General features: G+C 64.4%; 22 protein-coding genes. 12 read left to right on the top strand and 10 right to left on the bottom strand.

Annotated features, from left to right (window positions below; translation table 11 throughout):
- The first annotated feature begins 117 nt into the window (after window positions 1-117).
- Window positions 118-297, top strand: a complete 180-nt coding sequence (locus ACOOF5_RS15695) for a hypothetical protein (protein ID WP_420440811.1) — start codon at window positions 118-120, stop codon at window positions 295-297.
- Between the two features lie 261 nt (window positions 298-558).
- Here ACOOF5_RS15695 and ACOOF5_RS15690 read toward each other — a convergent pair whose 3' ends face one another.
- From ACOOF5_RS15690 to ACOOF5_RS15660, 7 genes are all read right to left on the bottom strand, one after another.
- Window positions 559-966 carry a pyridoxamine 5'-phosphate oxidase family protein gene (locus tag ACOOF5_RS15690; protein WP_420440809.1) on the bottom strand — a complete coding sequence of 136 codons (408 nt, stop codon included), beginning with the start codon at window positions 964-966 and terminating at the stop codon, window positions 559-561.
- 35 nt (window positions 967-1,001) lie between these two features.
- Window positions 1,002-1,883 (bottom strand): fumarylacetoacetate hydrolase family protein, encoded by an 882-nt coding sequence (locus ACOOF5_RS15685; RefSeq protein WP_420440807.1) that lies wholly within the window; start codon window positions 1,881-1,883, stop codon window positions 1,002-1,004.
- 10 nt (window positions 1,884-1,893) lie between these two features.
- Window positions 1,894-2,481: a carboxymuconolactone decarboxylase family protein gene (locus ACOOF5_RS15680; protein ID WP_420440805.1), complete on the bottom strand. Its 588-nt coding sequence runs from the start codon at window positions 2,479-2,481 to the stop codon at window positions 1,894-1,896.
- A gap of 95 nt (window positions 2,482-2,576) precedes the next feature.
- A complete protein-coding gene (locus ACOOF5_RS15675) occupies window positions 2,577-3,479 on the bottom strand; it encodes an LLM class flavin-dependent oxidoreductase (protein ID WP_420440803.1) in 903 nt (300 codons plus the stop codon).
- 9 nt (window positions 3,480-3,488) lie between these two features.
- Window positions 3,489-4,187, bottom strand: coding sequence for a VOC family protein (locus tag ACOOF5_RS15670; protein ID WP_420440801.1), 699 nt, complete (start codon window positions 4,185-4,187; stop codon window positions 3,489-3,491).
- Window positions 4,184-5,017, bottom strand: coding sequence for an alpha/beta hydrolase (locus ACOOF5_RS15665; protein WP_420440799.1), 834 nt, complete (start codon window positions 5,015-5,017; stop codon window positions 4,184-4,186). The genes ACOOF5_RS15670 and ACOOF5_RS15665 overlap by 4 nt, the downstream gene beginning before the upstream one ends.
- Before the next feature lie 59 nt (window positions 5,018-5,076).
- Window positions 5,077-6,279, bottom strand: coding sequence for an acyl-CoA dehydrogenase family protein (locus tag ACOOF5_RS15660; RefSeq protein ID WP_420440797.1), 1,203 nt, complete (start codon window positions 6,277-6,279; stop codon window positions 5,077-5,079).
- A gap of 128 nt (window positions 6,280-6,407) precedes the next feature.
- Here ACOOF5_RS15660 and ACOOF5_RS15655 point away from each other — a divergent pair, with 128 nt between their 5' ends.
- The 6 genes from ACOOF5_RS15655 to ACOOF5_RS15630 all read left to right on the top strand — a co-directional run bounded on the left by ACOOF5_RS15655 (window position 6,408) and on the right by ACOOF5_RS15630 (window position 12,755).
- Window positions 6,408-7,106: a GntR family transcriptional regulator gene (locus tag ACOOF5_RS15655; protein WP_420440795.1), complete on the top strand. Its 699-nt coding sequence runs from the start codon at window positions 6,408-6,410 to the stop codon at window positions 7,104-7,106.
- 191 nt (window positions 7,107-7,297) lie between these two features.
- The gene (locus ACOOF5_RS15650) at window positions 7,298-8,242 is read left to right on the top strand and encodes an ABC transporter permease (protein WP_419838808.1); all 945 of its coding nucleotides are present in this window, start codon (window positions 7,298-7,300) and stop codon (window positions 8,240-8,242) included.
- Window positions 8,239-10,155 carry a dipeptide/oligopeptide/nickel ABC transporter permease/ATP-binding protein gene (locus tag ACOOF5_RS15645; protein WP_420440793.1) on the top strand — a complete coding sequence of 639 codons (1,917 nt, stop codon included), beginning with the start codon at window positions 8,239-8,241 and terminating at the stop codon, window positions 10,153-10,155. Before ACOOF5_RS15650 ends, ACOOF5_RS15645 begins: the two co-directional genes overlap by 4 nt.
- Window positions 10,152-11,003, top strand: a complete 852-nt coding sequence (locus ACOOF5_RS15640; RefSeq protein ID WP_420440791.1) for an ATP-binding cassette domain-containing protein — start codon at window positions 10,152-10,154, stop codon at window positions 11,001-11,003. Before ACOOF5_RS15645 ends, ACOOF5_RS15640 begins: the two co-directional genes overlap by 4 nt.
- Window positions 11,004-11,035: 32 nt before the next feature.
- Window positions 11,036-11,944 carry an alpha/beta fold hydrolase gene (locus tag ACOOF5_RS15635; RefSeq protein WP_420440789.1) on the top strand — a complete coding sequence of 303 codons (909 nt, stop codon included), beginning with the start codon at window positions 11,036-11,038 and terminating at the stop codon, window positions 11,942-11,944.
- Between the two features lie 49 nt (window positions 11,945-11,993).
- Window positions 11,994-12,755 (top strand): maleylpyruvate isomerase N-terminal domain-containing protein, encoded by a 762-nt coding sequence (locus ACOOF5_RS15630; RefSeq protein WP_420440788.1) that lies wholly within the window; start codon window positions 11,994-11,996, stop codon window positions 12,753-12,755.
- Here ACOOF5_RS15630 and cysC read toward each other — a convergent pair.
- The 3 genes from cysC to cysD all read right to left on the bottom strand — a co-directional run bounded on the left by cysC (window position 12,752) and on the right by cysD (window position 16,357).
- Window positions 12,752-13,375: an adenylyl-sulfate kinase gene (gene cysC, locus ACOOF5_RS15625; protein WP_420440786.1), complete on the bottom strand. Its 624-nt coding sequence runs from the start codon at window positions 13,373-13,375 to the stop codon at window positions 12,752-12,754. The two genes, ACOOF5_RS15630 and cysC, sit on opposite strands and share 4 nt — an antisense overlap.
- Before the next feature lie 124 nt (window positions 13,376-13,499).
- Window positions 13,500-15,425: a sulfate adenylyltransferase subunit CysN gene (gene cysN / locus ACOOF5_RS15620; RefSeq protein WP_420440784.1), complete on the bottom strand. Its 1,926-nt coding sequence runs from the start codon at window positions 15,423-15,425 to the stop codon at window positions 13,500-13,502.
- A gap of 20 nt (window positions 15,426-15,445) precedes the next feature.
- Window positions 15,446-16,357, bottom strand: a complete 912-nt coding sequence (cysD, locus tag ACOOF5_RS15615; protein WP_420441013.1) for a sulfate adenylyltransferase subunit CysD — start codon at window positions 16,355-16,357, stop codon at window positions 15,446-15,448.
- A gap of 245 nt (window positions 16,358-16,602) precedes the next feature.
- Between cysD and ACOOF5_RS15610 the strand changes: the two genes are divergently transcribed.
- The 5 genes from ACOOF5_RS15610 to ACOOF5_RS15590 all read left to right on the top strand — a co-directional run bounded on the left by ACOOF5_RS15610 (window position 16,603) and on the right by ACOOF5_RS15590 (window position 19,235).
- Window positions 16,603-16,854, top strand: coding sequence for a ribbon-helix-helix protein, CopG family (locus tag ACOOF5_RS15610; protein ID WP_420441011.1), 252 nt, complete (start codon window positions 16,603-16,605; stop codon window positions 16,852-16,854).
- A complete protein-coding gene (locus tag ACOOF5_RS15605; RefSeq protein WP_420440782.1) occupies window positions 16,841-17,149 on the top strand; it encodes a type II toxin-antitoxin system PemK/MazF family toxin in 309 nt (102 codons plus the stop codon). Before ACOOF5_RS15610 ends, ACOOF5_RS15605 begins: the two co-directional genes overlap by 14 nt.
- 32 nt (window positions 17,150-17,181) lie before the next feature.
- Window positions 17,182-17,571 (top strand): hypothetical protein, encoded by a 390-nt coding sequence (locus ACOOF5_RS15600; RefSeq protein ID WP_420440780.1) that lies wholly within the window; start codon window positions 17,182-17,184, stop codon window positions 17,569-17,571.
- Window positions 17,572-17,586: 15 nt separating this feature from the next.
- Entirely contained in the window at window positions 17,587-18,717 is a 1,131-nt protein-coding gene (locus ACOOF5_RS15595; protein ID WP_420440778.1) for a methyltransferase domain-containing protein, read from the top strand.
- Window positions 18,718-18,812: 95 nt separating this feature from the next.
- Entirely contained in the window at window positions 18,813-19,235 is a 423-nt protein-coding gene (locus tag ACOOF5_RS15590) for a DUF1330 domain-containing protein (protein WP_420440776.1), read from the top strand.
- Window positions 19,236-19,237: the final 2 nt, after the last annotated feature.

The raw sequence follows: 19,237 nt of genomic DNA, 5'->3' as shown, positions 1-19,237 counted from the left end.
GCGAGCGCTTCAGCTCAGCTGTGTGCGAGCAGGCGGAGTCGACGCCGGTCACCGTACTGCGGTTCGCCGCCGATTTGGCTACCCGGCGACGTGGCAGGTTCGGAGTACCGTGGGTTCATGATGCGACGGGTGTGGACCGCAGCGGAGCTTGAGGCGATGGCCCCTTCTGAGGTTGACGCCATTTTCGAAGACAGCATCATCTGGGACGTTGTTGATGCCCCGCAAGACCTGCTGGCCCGGTCCCGTGAGCGGGTAACGCGTCGGATCGACGAAACTGAGTCGACTCAGCAAAATTGAATGATCGTCGCGAGGTCAGGGCCGGGACTACCGGGTTCTGGTATCCAGCGGTGTGCTCGTGCGGGCGTTAGGCGTGGTCGGTCAGCTTGCACCTGATGGTGCGATCAAGTTGGTCTCGATTGACATCGATCTCGACTGGCACTAGCTGTGCGGTCCAACACCATCCGAAGCGAAGAGGGTGCGACGATGCCGGGCCGCCTGGATCATCTTGCAAGAGTCGCGGTGGGCGCATTCGGGATTGCGCGGACCTGGACACTGCGGCTACTCGTGGAAGATGGCGCTCGTCGGTGTGATGCGGATGACGGTGCGCTTCTGCTCATTCAGCATTGGCACGATGCCCGACGGATCGGGCCGTTCCTTGCCCATCAGCCGGGCGAAGACATCGGCCGTGAGCTCGGCACGCAGCGGGTCCTCCGAGATGGCCTCGGCGGTGCCGTAGACCACCAGATGGACCCGGCCATCGGGCACGCACAAACTCACCGACGGCTGGCGCACGGAGTTGTGCCACTTGGCCGTGAAGCTCTTGGCCGAGATCACGATGCGGCCTTCGTCGTCGACGACATAGCCGATCATTGATTGCTGAGGCGAACCGTCGGTTCGACCCGTCGCCAAGATGGCCCAAACGCGTTCCGCGAGGAAGGCGGTCTGCTGTTCATCAAGCACGGTCATGCGTCGTAGCTCCTTTTTGAATGCTGGACCGCACGTCAGCGCGGCGGGAAATTCGGGGTCGGGTGCCCGTGGTCGGATATCCGCACGCAGCGGTTGGTCATGGTGCCGACGCCCTCGACCGTTGTCGTGATGACGTCACCGTCAGCAAGGAACAACCCCTGAACAGCGCCGATGCCCTCGGGCGTGCCCGAGAAGATCAGGTCGCCGGTCTGCAGCGTCGTGATGCGCGACAAGTAAGAGACCAGCGTCGGAATCGAGAACATCAGGCTGGCCGTCGTGTCGTTCTGGCGTTCCTCGCCATTGATGTGGGTGGAGACACGCACTGAGTCGAGATCGGCGAACGAGTCTGTCGAGACCAGCACCGGTCCAATCGGACCAAAGGTGTCGAACGACTTGCCGAGATCGAAGTGCGGCGGCTTCGACGCCATCTGCATTCCACGGTCGGAAACATCCTGGCCGGCGGTGAGCCCGAGTACATGATTCCAGGCATCGGCTTCGTCGATGTCTTTGCCACCAGGGCCGATGACGACGACAATCTCTCCCTCGTAGTCGACGCGCTCGCTGCGCAGCTCAACGTCGTCGTTGGGCCCGACGATGCACGAGGGGAACTTGGTGAACACCAGCGGTGCCTCGGGCACCGTCATGTTGGATTCGGCAGCGTGGGATCGGTAGTTGAGCCCGATCCCGTAGGAGTTGCGTGGCGTCGGCACTGGAGCGTGCAGAACGGCGTCGGCAAGCGAACCGGTCGGTTGATGAGCACTGAGCCCGGTCGTCAGCTCAGCGAGCTGGCCGGCGGATTCGAGCGCTCCCATCGGATCACTTCCCAGCGACCCTTGCGAGACGGCCTCGAGGTCGTAGTACTCGTCGCCTGCCACGAGTGCAACGCGACCGGAAATGTTGGCGAGCGTGAAAGGCATCTGCCGCTCCCTAGGCGTGTCGGCCGATTTGCCAGCCGAGGCCGCTCAGGTGTTCGCTGCCGAACTCGCTGGGCTCTGATTCGAGCTGCGTGGCCATGGTGTCGTTCCAGCGGTTGAGGTAGCCGAACAGCGCGCACACAGCCACAATTGCGACGATCTGCTCCTCGCTGTAGTGCTTGCGGCACTCCTCAAAATCTTCGGCGGTGGCGGCATTCGGGCTCGAACCGGAGTGGAAAGCCAGCCGCAGCGCGGCCCGCTCGGCATCGGTGAAGAGGTCCGACGTCTCGAACTCCCACACGGCGGCGATCTTCGCGGTGTCGGTCCCCTGGTTGGCGGCAGTTGCGCCAGTGTGCGCTTGGCAATAGCGGCAGCCGTTCGCGGCGCTTGCGGCGTGAGAGACGAGGTTCTTCAGCTCGCCGTCAATGACCGGGTTCTGGAGAACGGCGCCGCCGAGTGCCAAGAATCCGCCCAGGATTTCGGGCACGTGTCCCATCGTGAAGAGCGATGTGGGAATGAATCCCATGTTCTCGCCGACTGTGCTGAAGATCTCCTCGAACTGGGGGAGGTCTTCGCGAGCAAGTGGTTGGACGTTTGGCATGTTCGCTCCTTTGCCGGATGCAACTTAGGTCAGAAATTTCGAAATATCAATCAGAAAGCGATATTGGTGGAGATTGTCACCCTAGGCGCCTCGGCTCATGCGAGTTCGGCCTTGACCTCGCCGCAAAGTTCGATCGTCTCGAGTGCGTCGGACTGCTCAACCATCATGCAGCGCAAGTTGGCTTCGCCGAATCCTTGTTCCTTGAGCAATCCGAGCTGTTCGACCACTTGTGCGACACTGCCGTAGGCGACGGCACCTCGTTCCATGCCGCGGTAGCCGCGCTCCATCAGCTTGTCGCCGATCTGATTGGCTCTCGCTGCGTCACGGAGCACCAGCACGTCCTTGCGAACAGCGGCGCGAGGCGTTGTGCCGGCGGCGCGGCAATAGGCCGTGTACTCGCGGAGAAGGCGTCCGGCTGTCTCCACGGTGGCGCGAGCGTCGGCGTACCACGCAGCGCCTTGCTCAGCCGCTCGACGAAGCGCCCGCGGCGCACTTCCGGCGATCCACAAGTCAATTCCATGGGGTGGCAGGGGAGCGATGCGGCCCTCGGAAACAGCGAATCGCTCGCTGCTGACGGTCTCGCCCGCCCACAGCGTTGTGAGGATTCGCAAGGCCTCGTCGAGATCGTCACCCCTCGTGCTGAGGGATTTGCCCATCGCTGCCGACTGGGCGGCGCCGTCGCCGATTGCGGCCTGCACTACGAACGGGACGTCGCTCATCGTGGCCAGGGTTGCCACCTGCTCGGCAAGCAGCACCGGATGCCAGAGCGGAATGAGGAAGAGGCACCCGATTGGTCTGGTGGGATCCCATTCGGCCATCAGCCGGCCGATCATCGGAACGTTCTGGTAGTAGGGGAACGGCGTCGCGTGGTGATCGCCGACCGTCAGCGAGTCGAGCCCGGCTTGACTCACGGCTCGGCCGCGTTCGAGGATGATCTGGAACCCGGCCTTGTGGTCGCGTACGGGCTGCCCCGTGCCCAGCGAGAAACCGATACGCATGGTCGCCTCCTAGGCCGGTCCGGACTCGGTCCGCACTGGCGGCGTGGTCTCGCTGAGCCGCTCCCACGCCACCTCATCGGGGATTGCCATGGTCGCATCGTGGCGCTCCACGGGGAGCAACGTGGCGTTCGGCCAGGCGTCCCGATTCGGCTGGGCGACGCCGCCGCCCTGCGACGCGTACGGCTCAGGATTCTTCAGTGCATCCAACTCAGCATCGGAAATGCCGCAGAGATCGACCACTTCGGGGTCGATCCACTGGTTGGCGGGAATGTCCGAACCGGTGGTCACCTCGAGGGCGAGGCCTTCGGGTCCGCCGAAGTAGATGGACTGCAGCATCCCATGATCGATTGGACCCATGACCTGAACGCCCTTGGCGCGAATGCGATCCCGCAACGCGAGGAGGTCGTCGAACGAGTCGGCATGTAGCGCGACATGTTGCATGGTGCCCGCCGTGACCGGCCCGGCGGCGTTCCCCGCGTGGGTGACGCCCAGCGTGATCTCCCCGGCGTTGTCTGGGTGCTGGACGAATGCGATATAGCTCTCACCGGAGAGCTCGACGAAGCCGTGGAAGGTGTCCTCCACGCCGTGCATCCAGTACAGGGCCTTGACGGCACAGCCCATGACGTCGGACCAGAAGGTGAGCTGTGTCTTCATGTCGCGGGTCGACAGTGCGAGATGATTGACCCCAGTGGGGTGAAGAACGGTCATCGGGTTTCTCCGTTGATCAGTCGTCGGCACCAGGCGGTGACGACATCGGTGTACTCGTGGGTGTGGAAGAGCATGAGTTGGTGCTTGCCCTGCGGCTTCATGTAGAACTCCACGGGGCCCGCGGTGGCATCCACCACTCGCTGAGCAACATCAGGCGGGAATGTGGGGTCATCCTCACCGACGGTGAACAGGATCGGTTTGGCGTTCTCAGACAGCGGAACCGCCGGGTCGTATCGAAACAGCGAACCCCACGACGACATGTCGTAGAACCACGTGTTGTAGGGGTCGGCTTTCTTCTGCTCAGCCGCGCCGACGTAGCCGTAGTCGGTGTCGAAGTTGAAGAATCGATCGATGTGCAGCACGAACTTGTCGCCCATGAGCGCGCTGAGCTTGGCGAATGCTTCGGTGCGGAACACGTTGTCCGGCTTCATCATCGGGCACGACGGAATCATGAAGCCCATGAGCACCGAACCCGGGAAGATGCCCGAAGCGGCCATCGCGCAGTAGGCCGCAGCAGCACCGAGCGACGATCCTTTGATGATGACCGGCAGCCCGGTGGTGTCGCTGATGTGCTCGCCGTAGGCAACTGCTGCGTCGACCCACTGCTCGAAAGTCCATTGACCCGGACGCTGGGAGATGCAAGAACGTCCGTGGCCGGGAGCGTCCATGCACCACACCTCGGCGCCCTGGGCTGAGTAGTGGGCGCCGAAGTTGTCGTAGATGCCGCCGTGAGAGGCGATGCCGTGCATCACCAGGAGCGCATGATCGGCGTTGTCTCCAGGGAATCGATACGAGAACACTTCCCCGAGCACATGTTCTTCTCGACGCATGGGGTTGGACCCTTTCGCTGGGTTGCCTAGTCGTTCAGGTTCGAGGGGGAGCCGGGTTGCTAGAAGCTGGGAGTGTCGGGTTCGAGACCGAGCAGGATCCGGCCGTACAACGCTCGGGCGGTCTCGAGCGCGAGGCCGCCGTGCATGCTCATGGCCTGGAGATTCGCCAGCGCCATGCCGATCGGGTTCGACGCCCGCAGACCCGATCCCCCCGTCGCCCTGAACAGGGCTGCGATTGCGTCCCCGCAGAGCGAGACGGCCTCGGCGGAGTCAGCCCTGACGCGGACTCGCTCAACAACCGACAGGGGAGTGTTGGAGCGTGCCGCCTCGTCCATCAGGTCGGCCGAACGGTACAGGTGGAAATGGGCCTGATCGATCTTCGCCGCGGCCTCAGCCATCAGCACGTGCGTGGTCGGGAATTCTCGCTGGACGTGTTCGGTGTAGGCGATCACCTTCGTGCCGATCAGATCGGGGAAGCTGCGCAGCGCGGCACGCGACATGCCGAGCGCACCGCCGGCAAGGGCCAAGATGAGCACCCCGAACGCTGCGAGCCCCGGCTGCCATCCGTCGTGCAGCTCTCGACCGGGCGAGTGGCCTGCGATCAACGCCGGGAGCGACAAGAAGCGGTGAGCGGGAATCGGATGGTCTTGGACGGTGACCGAGCAGGAACCGGTTCCGGAGAGCCCGCTGACATGCCAGTCGTCCTTGAACGTGAGCTCGTCGCTGGGAATCAGGAGGTCGCCAGCGTCGACGACCGCCCCGTTGTCGACGACTTCGGCGCCGATGAACAGCCACTGGGCGTGTTCGCTGCCCGATGCGAAGGGCCAGAACCCGCTGAGGCGATAGCTGCCGTCGACTTGCCGTTCTGCAGTGCCTCGTGGTGCGATCACGGCAGAAATCAGGGTGTCGGGGTCTTTGCCGTAGGTCTCGTCTTGGGCCTGTGCCGCGAAGTGCGACAGCATCCAGGAGTGGGCGTGCGTCACGCCCGCCACCCAAGCCGTCGATCCGCATCCCTCGGCCAGCGTGGAGATGACATCGAGGTGTGTACGCATTGGCATCTCAAAGCCGCCGTTGCGCTTGGCCTGGAGCACCTTCAGCAGTCCTTGCTCGCGGAGATCGGCGACGGTCTCGGGAAGCAGCCGACGGTTCGTGTTCGTCGCCGCAGCCCGACTGTCCAGGACAGGAACGAGCGCCCGCGCCCGCTCCACCAGCTCCTCAGCAGTGACTGAGGTGTCGGGGGCCTGTGCGTCGAGCGCGCTCATGGGCGACCTTTCCTCGGGGCGCATCGACTCTTGTGCAAGAATTTCGAAATGTCAAGTGTTGTGCGAGATTTCGTGGGAAAGCGAGCTGACTCTGTCCGTTTCGCCCTTATGCGGCTACTGTTGTGGTCATGGCGTCGACAACTGCTACCCGCGGCGAAGAGGTGTATCAGCGCATGCGCAGCGACATCGTCGCCGGCGAATTCCGACCGGGATCCAAACTCCGGTTCGCGATGCTGACCGGACGTTACGAATCGAGTGCGAGCGTCATCCGTGAAGGTTTGGCCCGCTTGGTAGAGCAGGGGCTCGTGCTCTCGGAGCCACAACAGGGCTACCGGGTTGCGCCCGTTTCGATCCGCGACCTCAAAGACCTCACGTTGGCAAGATGTGCCGTCGAATCCCAGGCGCTCAGGCTCTCGCTCGAACACGGTGACCTCGCTTGGGAGTCATCGCTCGTCGCGGCGATTCATGCCTTGGAGCGAACGCCGGTGGGCTCGAGACCTTCCTCGGGTGATCCGTGGCCGGTAGTCCATCGGCGCTTTCACGAGATCCTGCTCGAGGGCTGCCCATCACAGCGCCTGATCAACACGGCCCTCGGGCTGCGTGACGCAGGGGAGCTCTACCGGCGCTGGTCCGTTCCGGCCGACGACAACGGGAATCGCGACCTCAACCAAGAGCATCGAGCAATCGCCGACGCAGCGATCAACCGCGACGCCGAATCGGCATGCAGCCTCTTGGAAGAACACCTCAATCTCACCGCGCGCCTGCTCCTCGAACGAGGCTTGCAAGAGGGTTTCCTCGAGGATTCGGAGCTGATCGAGAGCGCCTGAGCAATCCGGCCCGTCGACTAGCACGGTCCAAATGTCGTAGTGTCACCTAGATATCGAAAATATGTTGAGTTGCCGAATTCGCGGAGGGTGACATGCGGTTCCGCAAACTGTTGGCGGACGGTGCAGCCGTTGACGAGGCCTACGGCATCGGCATTCGCGGCGTCACGCCGAAGTCGTAGGTCGTCACACCGTTGGTCCGAACGTTCGCGTACCGGCTGGCCGCGGCAGTACCTCTCGCTGTACTGGTCTCGTTCCTGGCCTTCGGGCTGGTCCATCTGATACCCGGCTCGGCATCTGAGACCATCCTGGGCGACGGCGCCACGCCGGAGGCGGTGGCCGAGTTGGACCGGCAGCTCGGCCTGGACCGCCCATTGCATGAGCAGTACTGGAACTGGGTCACCGACGCTGTCCGGGGAGACCTTGGCAGGTCCGTCATTACGTCCCGGCATGTCAGCGACACGCTGATCGAGCGGTATCCGGTGACGCTGTCCGTAGCTGGCGGCGGATTGCTGGTGGCGGTCGCCATCGGCGTGGCCGGCGGCACGGTGGCCGCGCTGCGGCAGGGTCGGCTCACCGATCGCCTGATCTCGCTGGGGACAGCGACCGGTTTGGCCGTGCCCAATTTCTGGGTTGCCGTGCTGCTCGCGTTCTATGTCGGTGTTCAGCTGGGGTGGCTTCCTGCGGTCGGTTATGTCGGCCCCACCGAGAGCCTGTTCGAGTGGGTCAAGCACCTGATCATGCCGTCGATTGCGCTCGGTCTGGGTTCCGCGGCGGTCGTGGCGCGGCAGATGCGCGGCGGATTGCTCGATGTGCTGGATCGCCCTTACATCACGGCGGCACGCGCCAAGGGTTTGCGATACCGGCGAGTCGTGGTGGTCCATGCCATGAAGAACGCATTCATTCCCGTGGTCACCGTGATCGGGTTCCAGGCATCGGTGATGCTGGGCGGAGCGGTACTGGTCGAGTTGATCTTCGGCATGCCAGGGATCGGCGTGCAAGTCGTCGGTGCCGTGCTTTCTCAGGACCTTCCCGTGGTTCAAGGCGTGGTCATGGTGGCTTCGCTGACGGTCATCGTCATGAACGTGCTGATCGACATGTCCTACGCCTATTTCGATCCCCGAGTGCGGCTGGCATGAAGTCCGCCTTGCGACGCCTTGTCACGCGGCCCGGCGGCTACATCCCGCTGATCTGGCTGATGCTGCTGACGTTCTGCGCGGCGTTCCCCGCCGTCGTCGCAACACACGAGCCGAATGCGGCGGACTTCACAGCAATCCTCGAGGGTCCAAGCGCAGAGCACTGGTTCGGCACTGACGATCTGGGGCGCGACAACTACTCCCGGCTGGTGCATTCATCCCGGACCGCCGTCGTGGCCGGCCTGCAGGCAGTAGGCACGGCGTTGATCCTCGGCGTGCCGATCGGGCTGTTCGTGGGTTACGCCGGCGGATGGTGGGACCGCATCGTCATGCGCGTCGTCGACGCTGTCTTCTCGCTGCCGGGCCTGATCCTCGCATTCGCGATCGTGGCCATCCTCGGGCCCGGAATCACCAACGCCATGATCGCGGTGGGGATCCTCTTCGCGCTGCGATTCATCAGGCTGACCCGAGCCATGGTTCTCTCCGTCCGAGAGGAACCGTTCATCGAGGCGGCGCAGCTGAGCGGAGCGCCGACCCACACCATCCTCGGGCGATACCTCCTGCCCAATATGTACGGGCCGCTGATCGTTCAGACGACGATCAGCCTCGCTGCGGTGCTGCTGATCGAAGCGGCCCTGAGTTTCTTGGGTCTGGGCGTGCAACAGCCTGATGCCACATGGGGGTCGATGCTGCGCGCCGCACGGTCACTGCAGCGGGACAACCCCATAACGCCGTGGCCCCCAGGCCTCGCCATCACGTTCACCGTGCTGGCTTTCAATGCGCTCGGCGATGCATTGCGCGATGTCCTGGCCGAAGGGCGGGGAGGGCGAAAGCAAGCCGCTCGGAGGGGTGTAGCTGTAGGCCTCGCTGAAGACGCAGCTACACATGATCACGAGCATCTGTCGGAGGAAGCGGCGCGCGCCGGAACCCTGTTGTCAGTGCGGAATCTGGATGTGACGGTCCCGACCGATACGGGGCGGGCACGGGCTGTCCGCGACGTGTCATTCGACGTGCAAGCCGGCGAGATCGTCGGACTCGTCGGCGAGAGCGGGTCCGGCAAGACGGTCACTGCACTGACGATCGCCGGCTTGCTGCCGCGGGGGCTCGCCGTGGATCCACGTTCAAGCATCACCTTCGACGGTCGCCAACTCGTCGGCATGACCGAATCGCAGCTGGCCGGTGTCCGGGGGACTGGGATCGGCATGATCTTTCAGGACCCGACGGCCTCGCTCAATCCGGCTCTGACGGTCGGCTTCCAGCTTGCAGAACCGCTCCGCATTCATGGCGGCATGACGCGCTCAGCGGCGGCCGAACGGGCTGCTGAGCTTCTTGATCGAGTCGGCGTGGCCAACCCTCGCCAGCGACTGAGGGATTATCCCCACCAGTTCTCGGGCGGCATGGCACAGCGGGTGATGACGGCGATGGCCTTGGCCAGCGAGCCGTCGCTCATCATTGCCGACGAGCCCACCACCGCCCTCGACGTGACGACACAGCAACAGGTTCTCGAACTGCTTGTTGAGCTCTGCGAAGACCTGTCGATGGCCATGCTGTTCATCACTCACGATCTCGGCGTGGTGGCCGAAGTGTGCGATCGAGCTGTGGTGATGTACGCGGGCGAGGCGGTGGAGACCGGCGATGTCTACGGCCTCTTTGCGCAGCCGTGCCATCCGTATTCACAGGCGCTTCTCGCCAGCGTGCCGCTCCTCGACGCTGACGACGATCGACTGGTCACGATTGGCGGTCGGGTGCCCGCTCCGAACGAGGAGTTTCCCGGGTGCCGGTTCGCGAATCGGTGCGAGTTCGCAGCAGAGATGTGCGAGGAAGGTCCGGTGAGCCTCAAGCCGCTGGAAGGCGAGGGTCGGCTGAGCAGGTGTGTGCTGGTCGACTCGGCTCCGGCGGATGGCGGCGAGTCGTGACTGGCACTGCGAACCAGGCGGACTCGCCACTGCTCTGTGTCGAAGATCTCGTCGTCGAGTTTCGAGGCGGCGGATTGTTCTCCGTCGGCGCCGAGAAGGTGCACGCGGTCCGAAGCATCTCCTTCGTCGTAGGCCAAGGCGAAGCGTACGGATTGGTCGGGGAGTCAGGTTCGGGCAAGACGACGACAGGTCGTTGCGTGCTGGGTCTCCAAGTGCCGACGGGTGGGCGCATTCTGCTCGGTTCCGACGACGTCGTTGAGCTGCGTCGACGCGATTCCGGTGCGCTGCACCGTCGCATCCAAGCGGTGTTCCAAAATCCGGTTGCCTCGCTGAACCCCGCGATGTCGGTGGAGGAGATCCTCGCAGAGCCGCTGCGCCGCCTCTTGGGGATACGCGATCGTTCGGCCGCCCGACGTCGGAGCAAGGATCTGCTCGACGAGGTGCGTCTGCCCTCGGACATGCTCGATCGCAGGCCGACGGAGCTTTCGGGGGGTCAGGCCCAGCGTGTCTCTATTGCCCGGGCATTGGCGCCGGAACCGAGCCTGATCGTTCTTGACGAGGCGGTGAGCGCGCTCGACGTTGCCACACAGGCTCAGGTCATCAACCTGCTGGCGGACTTGCGCGATGAGACCAGCGTCTCCTACCTGTTCATTGCCCACGACCTCGCGGTGGTTCGTCACCTGTGTGACCGCATTGGGGTCATGTCGACGGGTGAGATCGTCGAAGAGGGAACCGCATCTGCCATCTGCCACACGCCGACCGACGGGTACACCCAGCGCCTGCTCGCTGCGGTGCCAGTGCCGGATCCGACGGTGAAGCGGGTGCGACACGGCCTTGTCAGCAGTTAGCCGAATTCACTCTGGAAGGGAAAGGAAACCCCATGCGAAACCATGACGGCGAAGTCGAGAGGCTGTGGAACGACGACATCGTGACCCACCGATTCATCGAAGCTGCAGGGCTGAGTTGGCACGCCCTCACCGCCGGTGATCCGGAGAATCCTGAGGTTGTCGTGTTCTTGCACGGTTTCCCGGAGACCTGTTTCGCTTGGCACCACCAAGTTGCCGGGCTTGCTGATGAGTTCTGCACCATTGCGCTCGACCTCAAGGGGCATGGTCAATCCGACACGCGCCTCGACAGCAACTACGACTACGCAGCTCAGGCGGCTGAGCTGCCAGCGGTGTTCGACGCGCTGGGTCTCGATCGCTTCTTCCTCACCGGGCACGATCGAGGAGCCGTGATCGGCGATCACCTCTGCTCGGTTCCCGGCATGGCTTCGCGGATCCGGCGTTACATCCGCATGCAGCAGTCGGGCAACCGGCCCCACTCCGAGCCGCTCCCACCGCACGAGTTGTTCCGCAGCCCGATGGGCGCGGAGTTGCTTTCACAAGCAGCCATCCAGCGGCGCGCGTTCGGTCGGGACCCGATGCCGCACGGGCTGTCCATGGTTGCGAAACCGATCGCCCCTCAAGACATTGACCGCATCATCGAAGAGAGCACCCAGCCAGGTGTGCCTGAGGGAATGTCTGCCAGCTTCGTGTCAGCCGGATTCGACCGCGAGCTTGAGGATCGCATGAACGGGCTGTTCGCCGGGATGACGATGCCGGTGCTCTTCCTTCAAGGCGCCAAGGACCCCGGTCAGCAGCCGCATGAGTACGAGACCGTCACCGACGAGGTGGCGAACGGGCATCTTCAGTTCGTCGAGCTGGGTCACTTTCTCCACTTGGAAGATCCCCGGGTGGTGAACGCTGCCATTCGTGATTTTCTGACGCGAGACGACTTGCCGAGCTGATCTGCTGCGGTGTGACTACCTTCCGTGCGCAGGACGGGAGGGTTCCACGATGTCGAGTCACCTGGATCATGCAGCGAGGGTCGCGGCGGCACGGTCCGCCATTGATTACATCTGCGGTCGCAGCGAAGCCGAACTCGCAGCGCCGGTACCGAACTGCCCGGGCTGGACCGTCTACAACGCCGCGTCGCACATCGGCCGGGTGGGGATCGCCTGGAAAGAGATGATCACCTCTGCGCCGGAGGATCCCGAATCCCGGGCCAGGGGCTACGAGCGAGCCGGTCTCAAGCCCACCGGGACGTTGACGGCGGAGCTTGCATCGTGGGCGCATACGGCTATCGATCAACTCACCGACGATCTCGATCGGCGCTGCTACTTCTCGATGACCGGCGGGGAGGGCGACCCACGGTTGTGGGCATGGCACGCGGCATCCGAGCTCGGCATGCACCGACTCGATGTCGAGATGGCCCTGGGTCACGAGCACTCCATGACTCCGGTACAGGCACTCGACGCGGCGGACTACACGTGCCGGTTCTTCCTGCAGGCAATGCGTCGCGTCCTCGAACAGGACCCCGGCGGGCTCACCGCACGGCTCGTCGATGTCGGCGAGGTGGTCGGCATCGTGAACATCGAGCCATTGCCAAAGACGGCGTCGCCGGCAGCTGTCGTCATTGAGGGCCCGCCGATTCAGGTGCTTCTCGGACTGTGGGGCCGGCCACACTCGGGGATCGAAGTCACCGACGGCGACCCAGAGGTGTGGCAGCAGTGGCGAGCCCTGCCCAGCGAAGCCTTCCAATTCGGCACCTGGGACTAGCGCCGAGGCCCATTCGATAGAGGGAGCGCGGCGAGGAGGTGGGCGATGCAGGCGTCGAGGGGCTGGGTCGTGTCGATGGTGATCTCGGGTGACGGCGGGGGCTCGTAGGGGGCGGAGATGCCGCTGAACTCGGGGATTTCGCCGGCTCGGGCCTTCACGTAGAGGCCCTTGGGGTCACGGGCTTCGCAGATCTCGAGCGGGGTGTCGACAAATACCTCGATGAACGTGCCTTCAGGGTGGATGGCCCGCACTTGGTCGCGGTCGGCCGCATAGGGCGAGATGAACGCCGTCAGCACGACGATGCCCGCATCTTGGAACAGGCGGCACACCTCGCCGATGCGGCGGATGTTCTCGGTGCGGTCCTGCGGTGAGAAACCGAGATCGCGGTTGAGCCCGAAGCGGACGTTGTCGCCGTCGAGGACGTAGGCGGCAACGCCGCGCTCGAGCAGCGCTGCTTCGAGCGCGAACGCAAGAGTCGATTTGCCGCTGCCCGAGAGCCCGGTGAACCACACCGTCACGGCGCGATGGCCGAAGTGCGCCTCGCGGTCGGCGCCGTTCACCTGCCCTTCGGCGCGGACGATGTTGCGCGAGACGGGCTGGTTCCCGGCGCTCTCGCTCATGGCGTGCTCGGCTCTCGCAGAGGCTGAGCCGTGAGGCGAAGCCGTGGCCCGAGCGGCCCGTGAGCCCGTATCGAACAGACACCGGGAACAAAAGCGGGAGGCAACATGCGGCTCATCGAATGGTTCACGTTGCCGAAAATCCTCGAAGGAAACCGCGCTCGGTCAGCACCCTCACGATTTCCGCCACGCACTCATCCACGCCCTGGGCGGAGGTGTCGACACGCAGGTCGGCGTCGGCCGGCCGATCGTAGGGGGCTGAGACGCCGGGGAACCGCTGAATCTCGCCGCTGTCGGCCATCGCATACAGGCCATGGGGGTCACGTTCGCGGCACACATCGATGGGCGTGTCCACGAAGACCTCCACGTACCGGTCGGCACCCACGAGGTCACGCGCACGCTGGCGTACCTCGCCGTCGGGCGCCACGAGCGCGGCAATTGCGATCAAGCCTTGGCCGTTCACGAGCCGTGCGACCTCTGACACTCGGCGCAGGTTCTCCGAGCGTTCATGGGCGCTGAATCCCAGATCCCGCGAGATGCCCATGCGGACGTTCTCTCCGTCCAGGCGGATCGACACCTTGCCCCGGTCGAACAGCTCACGCTCGAGAGCCGTAGCCAGGGTGGATTTGCCTGCGGCTGTGAGCCCTGTCAGCAGGATGGTGCACGGCTGCTGACCGAACCGGATAGCCCGCTCGGCATCGCTGATCTCCGATCTCTGCCGCACGAGCGCAGCGTCGGGTGCGTGATCCCAGACCGACGCCGCGCCGATAATCATGCCCGCTGCGACGGTCGCATAGGAGAGACGATCCACCAGCACAAACGACCCGGTCGCACGGCTGCTGGCGTAGGGGTCGAATGCCAGCTCCCGGTCCGAGCCGATGACGCAGCGCCCGATGTCGTTGAGCCCCAGTCCCAACGCCTGTTCGTGCATCCCGGTGTCGACATCGACTCGGTAGCGCAAGCTGCGGACAGCGCAATTCGACACTGCGTTGGTGGTCTGCAGAAGATATGTGCCGCCGGGCGCCATCTCAGCCTCAGTCATCCATACGACCATTGCGTCCAGTTCGTGTGCCCGCTGCGGCTCGTCGCCCGGTGTCACGAACAGGTCGCCGCGGCTGATGTCGATCTCGTCGGTGAGCGTCAACGTCACCGCGCGGCCCGGGCCCGCGGCGTCGAGTTCGCCGTCGAACGTCACGATCCGCTCCACCGTTGAGCTGAGCCCCGACGGAAGCGCCACGATCTCTTCGCCGGGCCGGATGACCCCCGAAGTCACCGTTCCGGCGTACCCGCGGAAGTCGGCATCGGGACGGCTGACGAGCTGCACTGGCATGCGGAAGTGCTCCAGGTCGACACCGGATCCGATGTCGGCGGTTTCGAGATACTCCAGCAGCGGCGGTCTGTCAAACCATTCGAGGTTGTCGCTCTCGTTTACCACGTTGTCGCCGAGCAGTGCAGACATCGGCAGGAAATACAGCTCGCCGAAGTCGAGTGCCTTGGCGAAGGAGCGGTAGTCCTCGCAGATCTCGCCGAAACGCTCGTGCGACCAGCCCACCAGGTCCATCTTGTTGACCGCCACCACCACGTTGCGAATGCCCAGCAGGCTGGCGATGTAGCTGTGGCGCTTGGTCTGGGGAAGCACGCCGTGACGGGAGTCGATCAGGATGATGGCGAGGTCGCATGTCGACGCGCCCGTTGCCATGTTGCGTGTGTACTGGGGGTGCCCCGGAGTGTCGGCGATGATGAATGTGCGGCGTTCCGTGGAGAAGTAGCGGTAGGCGACGTCGATGGTGATGCCCTGCTCCCGCTCGGCGCGAAGCCCGTCCATGAGCAGCGCCAAGTTGACATGGCTGCCCGCAGAGCCCTGGGTCCCTGAGTCGGCTTCGAGGCTGGCCAGCACGTCCTCGTAGATCAGCTGAGAGTCGTGGAGCAGGCGACCGATCAGCGTCGACTTGCCGTCGTCCACGCTGCCGCACGTCAGGAACCGGAGCAGATCCTTGCGCTGATGGGACTCGATGTACGCATCGACGCCGGACGCCTTGAGTGCCGAATGCACGAGCCCAGGCTGGTCTGGCATCAGAAGTAGCCCTCGCGCTTCTTCTGTTCCATGGAGCCCGACTGGTCGAAGTCGATCACCCGGCCTTCGCGTTCGGACCGGGTGGCGACCAGCATCTCGCCGATGATCTCCGACAGCGTTGTGGCGGTTGACTCGATCGCCCCCGACAGCGGGTAGCAGCCGAGCGTGCGGAACCGCACTGTGCGCAGCTGCGGCACCTCGCCCTCGTCGAACACGAACCGGTCGTCGTCCACCATGATCAGCACGCCGTCACGCTCCACCACAGGCCGCTGCGCTGCGAAGTACAGCGGCACAATCGGGATCTCCTCGAGGTGGATGTACTGCCACACGTCGAGCTCGGTCCAGTTGCTCATCGGGAACACCCGAATCGACTCGCCCTTGTTGACCCGGCCGTTATAGAGGTTCCACAGCTCAGGCCGCTGGTTCTTCGGATCCCAGCGATGATGCGCATCGCGGAAGCTGAACACGCGCTCCTTGGACCGTGACTTCTCCTCGTCACGCCGGGCGCCGCCGAATGCGGCGTCGAAGCGGCCCGCATCCAGCGCTTGGCGCAGCGCCTGAGTCTTCATGATGTCGGTGTAATTCTTCGAACCGTGATCGAACGGGTTGATCCCTTGGGCCACGCCGTCGGCGTTGGTGTGGACGATCAGTTCGAACCCGATCTCGGAGGCCATCTCGTCCCTGAACGAGATCATCTCGCGGAATTTCCACGTCGTGTCCACGTGCAGGAGCGGAAACGGGATCGGGCCGGGGAAGAACGCCTTGCGAGCGAGGTGCACCAGCACCGAGGAATCCTTGCCGATCGAGTACAGCATCACCGGCCGCTCGCACTGGGCGACGACCTCGCGCATGATCCCGATCGCCTCGGACTCCAGCTGTTGAAGATGGGTCAGTCGCAGTTCGGGCGGCATGGTGACGCTCATATGGGTTCCCGGGACTTGTCGACCAGGGCCTGGCTGGTCCATGGCCTACGTCTACTGACCGCAACGGCCCGGCGGCAACGCGCAACGTCTCGCCGCGCCGCGGGTATCAGCTCGTGGGCAGCCATGTCCTCGTGCAGCGGCAGTCATCGTTCGTGCAGCTCAACGAGCCCACATCGAACGCTCCTTCCGCAGCGACACCTGTTGTCATACGAAATAGAGTTCACTGTATGACGATGACGATGTTGAGCTTTCGAGCCGATGAGGAAGACGTCGAACGAATCCGTCGATGGTCCCAGCGGCTCGGCGTCGAGCGCTCCGAACTGATGCGTGACGCGCTGCGCCGCCAACTCGCCCGGCTGGCCGCCGAGCATGAGGTTGCGCTGTATGAAGCCGATCCCGTGACTGAAGGCGAGCTGTCGCTTGGCGCGGCAGCAGATTGGGGGCCAGCCGAAGACTGGTCCGATTGGCTCGATGCGACGCGGTGAAGTCTGGTTCGCGGCCGCCCCTGACGGTGACAGGCCGGTCCTCGTGCTTACCCGCGATCCCGTGGCCGACCGGATCGGCGCCGTCGTCGTGGCGGTGCTGACCAGGACACGACGCGGGTTGGTTTCGGAACTGGAGCTCGCTTCCGTTTCCGACGGCGTGCCCACAGATTGCGTCGTCAACTTCGACAACCTCCACACCATCGGGCGCACACGCTTCAGACGGTTCGTCACCCGGCTCAGCGAGGGCCGCATGGAGCAGGCGTGTCGTCGCCTACGCGATGCCACTGGCTGCTGACGGGTCGAGCGAAAGTCTGGGAAGCTGTAGCGATGGGCGAGCCCACAGCGCCGCAAGCTCAGCCGGTCGAGGGGCGGAATTTTCCGACGACGGCACGCGGAGCGAGACCGACCTTCTTCGATGACGGGGGCGCGACCGATGCAGTCTTGGCGATCGTGACGGCCTTGGCGTCCGAGGTGTGGGCGTTGCGGGAACGGCAGCGCACGCTCGAAGCGGTGCTTGCCGAGGCCGGCATCGACGTCGCAGCCGCGATCGAGGCGTACCGACCCGACGACGCGGAAACTGCCGACCGGGCGGCTGAAGCGGCAGCGTTCGCCGGTCGCGTGTACCGCGTGTTCGAGGAGATGCGCGAAGAAGCGCTGGCCGGCGACACCGAGGACCGGTATCTCCAGATCGTCGACCGCGCATTCGCCGAGCTCTAGATGGGAGACAACCAGATGAGCCAGCAACGACACCCGCTTCTTCCCACCGAAACACATGACGAGACCGCTCGGGAGAGCTTCGTCCAAGCACTGAAGTCGCATATCGCGACCCGGGTCAGCCCCGGTGTGCGGGAGGTCTATGACGGCAGGGTCCGGGACCGGTGGGTCTGCGAGCACGGGGCCGAGCCTGCTGACCGCCATGAAGTCCGTGAGGCGCTGAGCTCGGACATGTATTACCGGCTGTGGAGTTCGGTACGTCGATCCAGTCAGCACCTGCTGTGGAGTTCGGTCGGCGATGCCATCGCTCGCCAGGCCGACGAGCTCGCAGAGCGTGCCCGTGCAGCCGATGTGGGGCTCGGGACGCTGCGGCTTGACCCCGATCTCGAGATCCCTTGGTACAACGCCGAGGTCGACATCCACGCCATGCCGGGCGGCTACCGGGGCGAGTACATGGACGGCGACGTGGGGGTCGGGGCGCTGTTCGACCGCGGCGTCTACGTCTACGCGATGGGTCAGATAGGTGCCCTCAACGACAACTACGGCCAGTCCGTCTGCCGGAATTTCCTGGCGGTCTCTCACCCTGAGTTCTCGCCGCGGCGGATTCTGGACATGGGCTGCACCTCGGGCAATTCCACGCTGCCCTACGTCGACGCGTTTCCCGCCGCAGAAGTCCACGCCATCGACCTGGGCGCACCGGTGCTGCGCTACGCCCATGCGAGGGCCGAGTCGCTCGGGCGGAAAGTTCATTTCTCTCAGCAGAACGCTGAGTGCACCGATTTTCCCGACGGCCATTTCGACCTGATCGTGTCCCACATTGTGATTCACGAGATGTCCCCCGCAGCGCTGCGGAACACCTTGGCCGAGTGCCGCCGCCTGCTGGCTCCTGGCGGGCTCATGGTGCACGGCGACTTCGCCGGATACGCCGGCGTCGACCCGGTCACTCAGGCGATGATCGACTGGGACACCTACTACAACCATGAACCGTTCTGGGGCCCGATGCGAGACATGGACCTCGTCGCCGAGTCTGTCAGCGCGGGCTTTGACGACGGTGCGGTCGAGATCACCGCGGTGCCGACGGGACGAGTGCTGCAGACCGGCAAGAAGCGGCAGACCGGGCAGCTCACGTTGCTCGTCGGGCACGCTTGACGGCGTCGCCGCCTTCGTGCAGCGCGGACGCATGGTCTGTGACCTTCGACGTAGTTGACTGACGGGGCCTATGCCCACGACAGGAGGGTGACCCGATGGAGGTCGTCAATGAAGTGATGCCCACGAGCCCCGAGCGCATCGACGAGATGATGCAGCCTGGGCCTGATGGGCCGATCTACATGGTCAACCTGCTGAAGTTCAAGGAAGCGGCCGAGTACGAAGACGGGCGTGAGACCGATCTGAGCGGCTACGAGGCATACCAGCTGTACGGGCGCGCGGTGTCGAGGATTATCCGTGACTACGGCGGCGAGATCCAGTTTGCGGCGGACGTGACGTTCCTGTCGCTCGGGCAGGTCGAGGATTTGTGGGACGAGGTCGCTATCGCCAAGTACCCGAACCGGGGGGCATTGCTGGCGATGTCGTCGTCGCAGGAGTGGCGCGACGCAGCAGTGCACCGCACAGCGGGGCTGGCCGGTCAGCTGAACATCGAGACGGTCGCCCAGTTCGTCCGCGGATGACC

The sequence above is a fragment of the Candidatus Poriferisodalis sp. genome (assembly GCF_965214215.1).
Taxonomy (GTDB): Bacteria; Actinomycetota; Acidimicrobiia; order Acidimicrobiales; family Poriferisodalaceae; genus Poriferisodalis.
The sequence above is the reverse complement of the archived record's forward strand: the minus strand, read 5'-3'. Positions and strand labels throughout refer to the sequence as shown.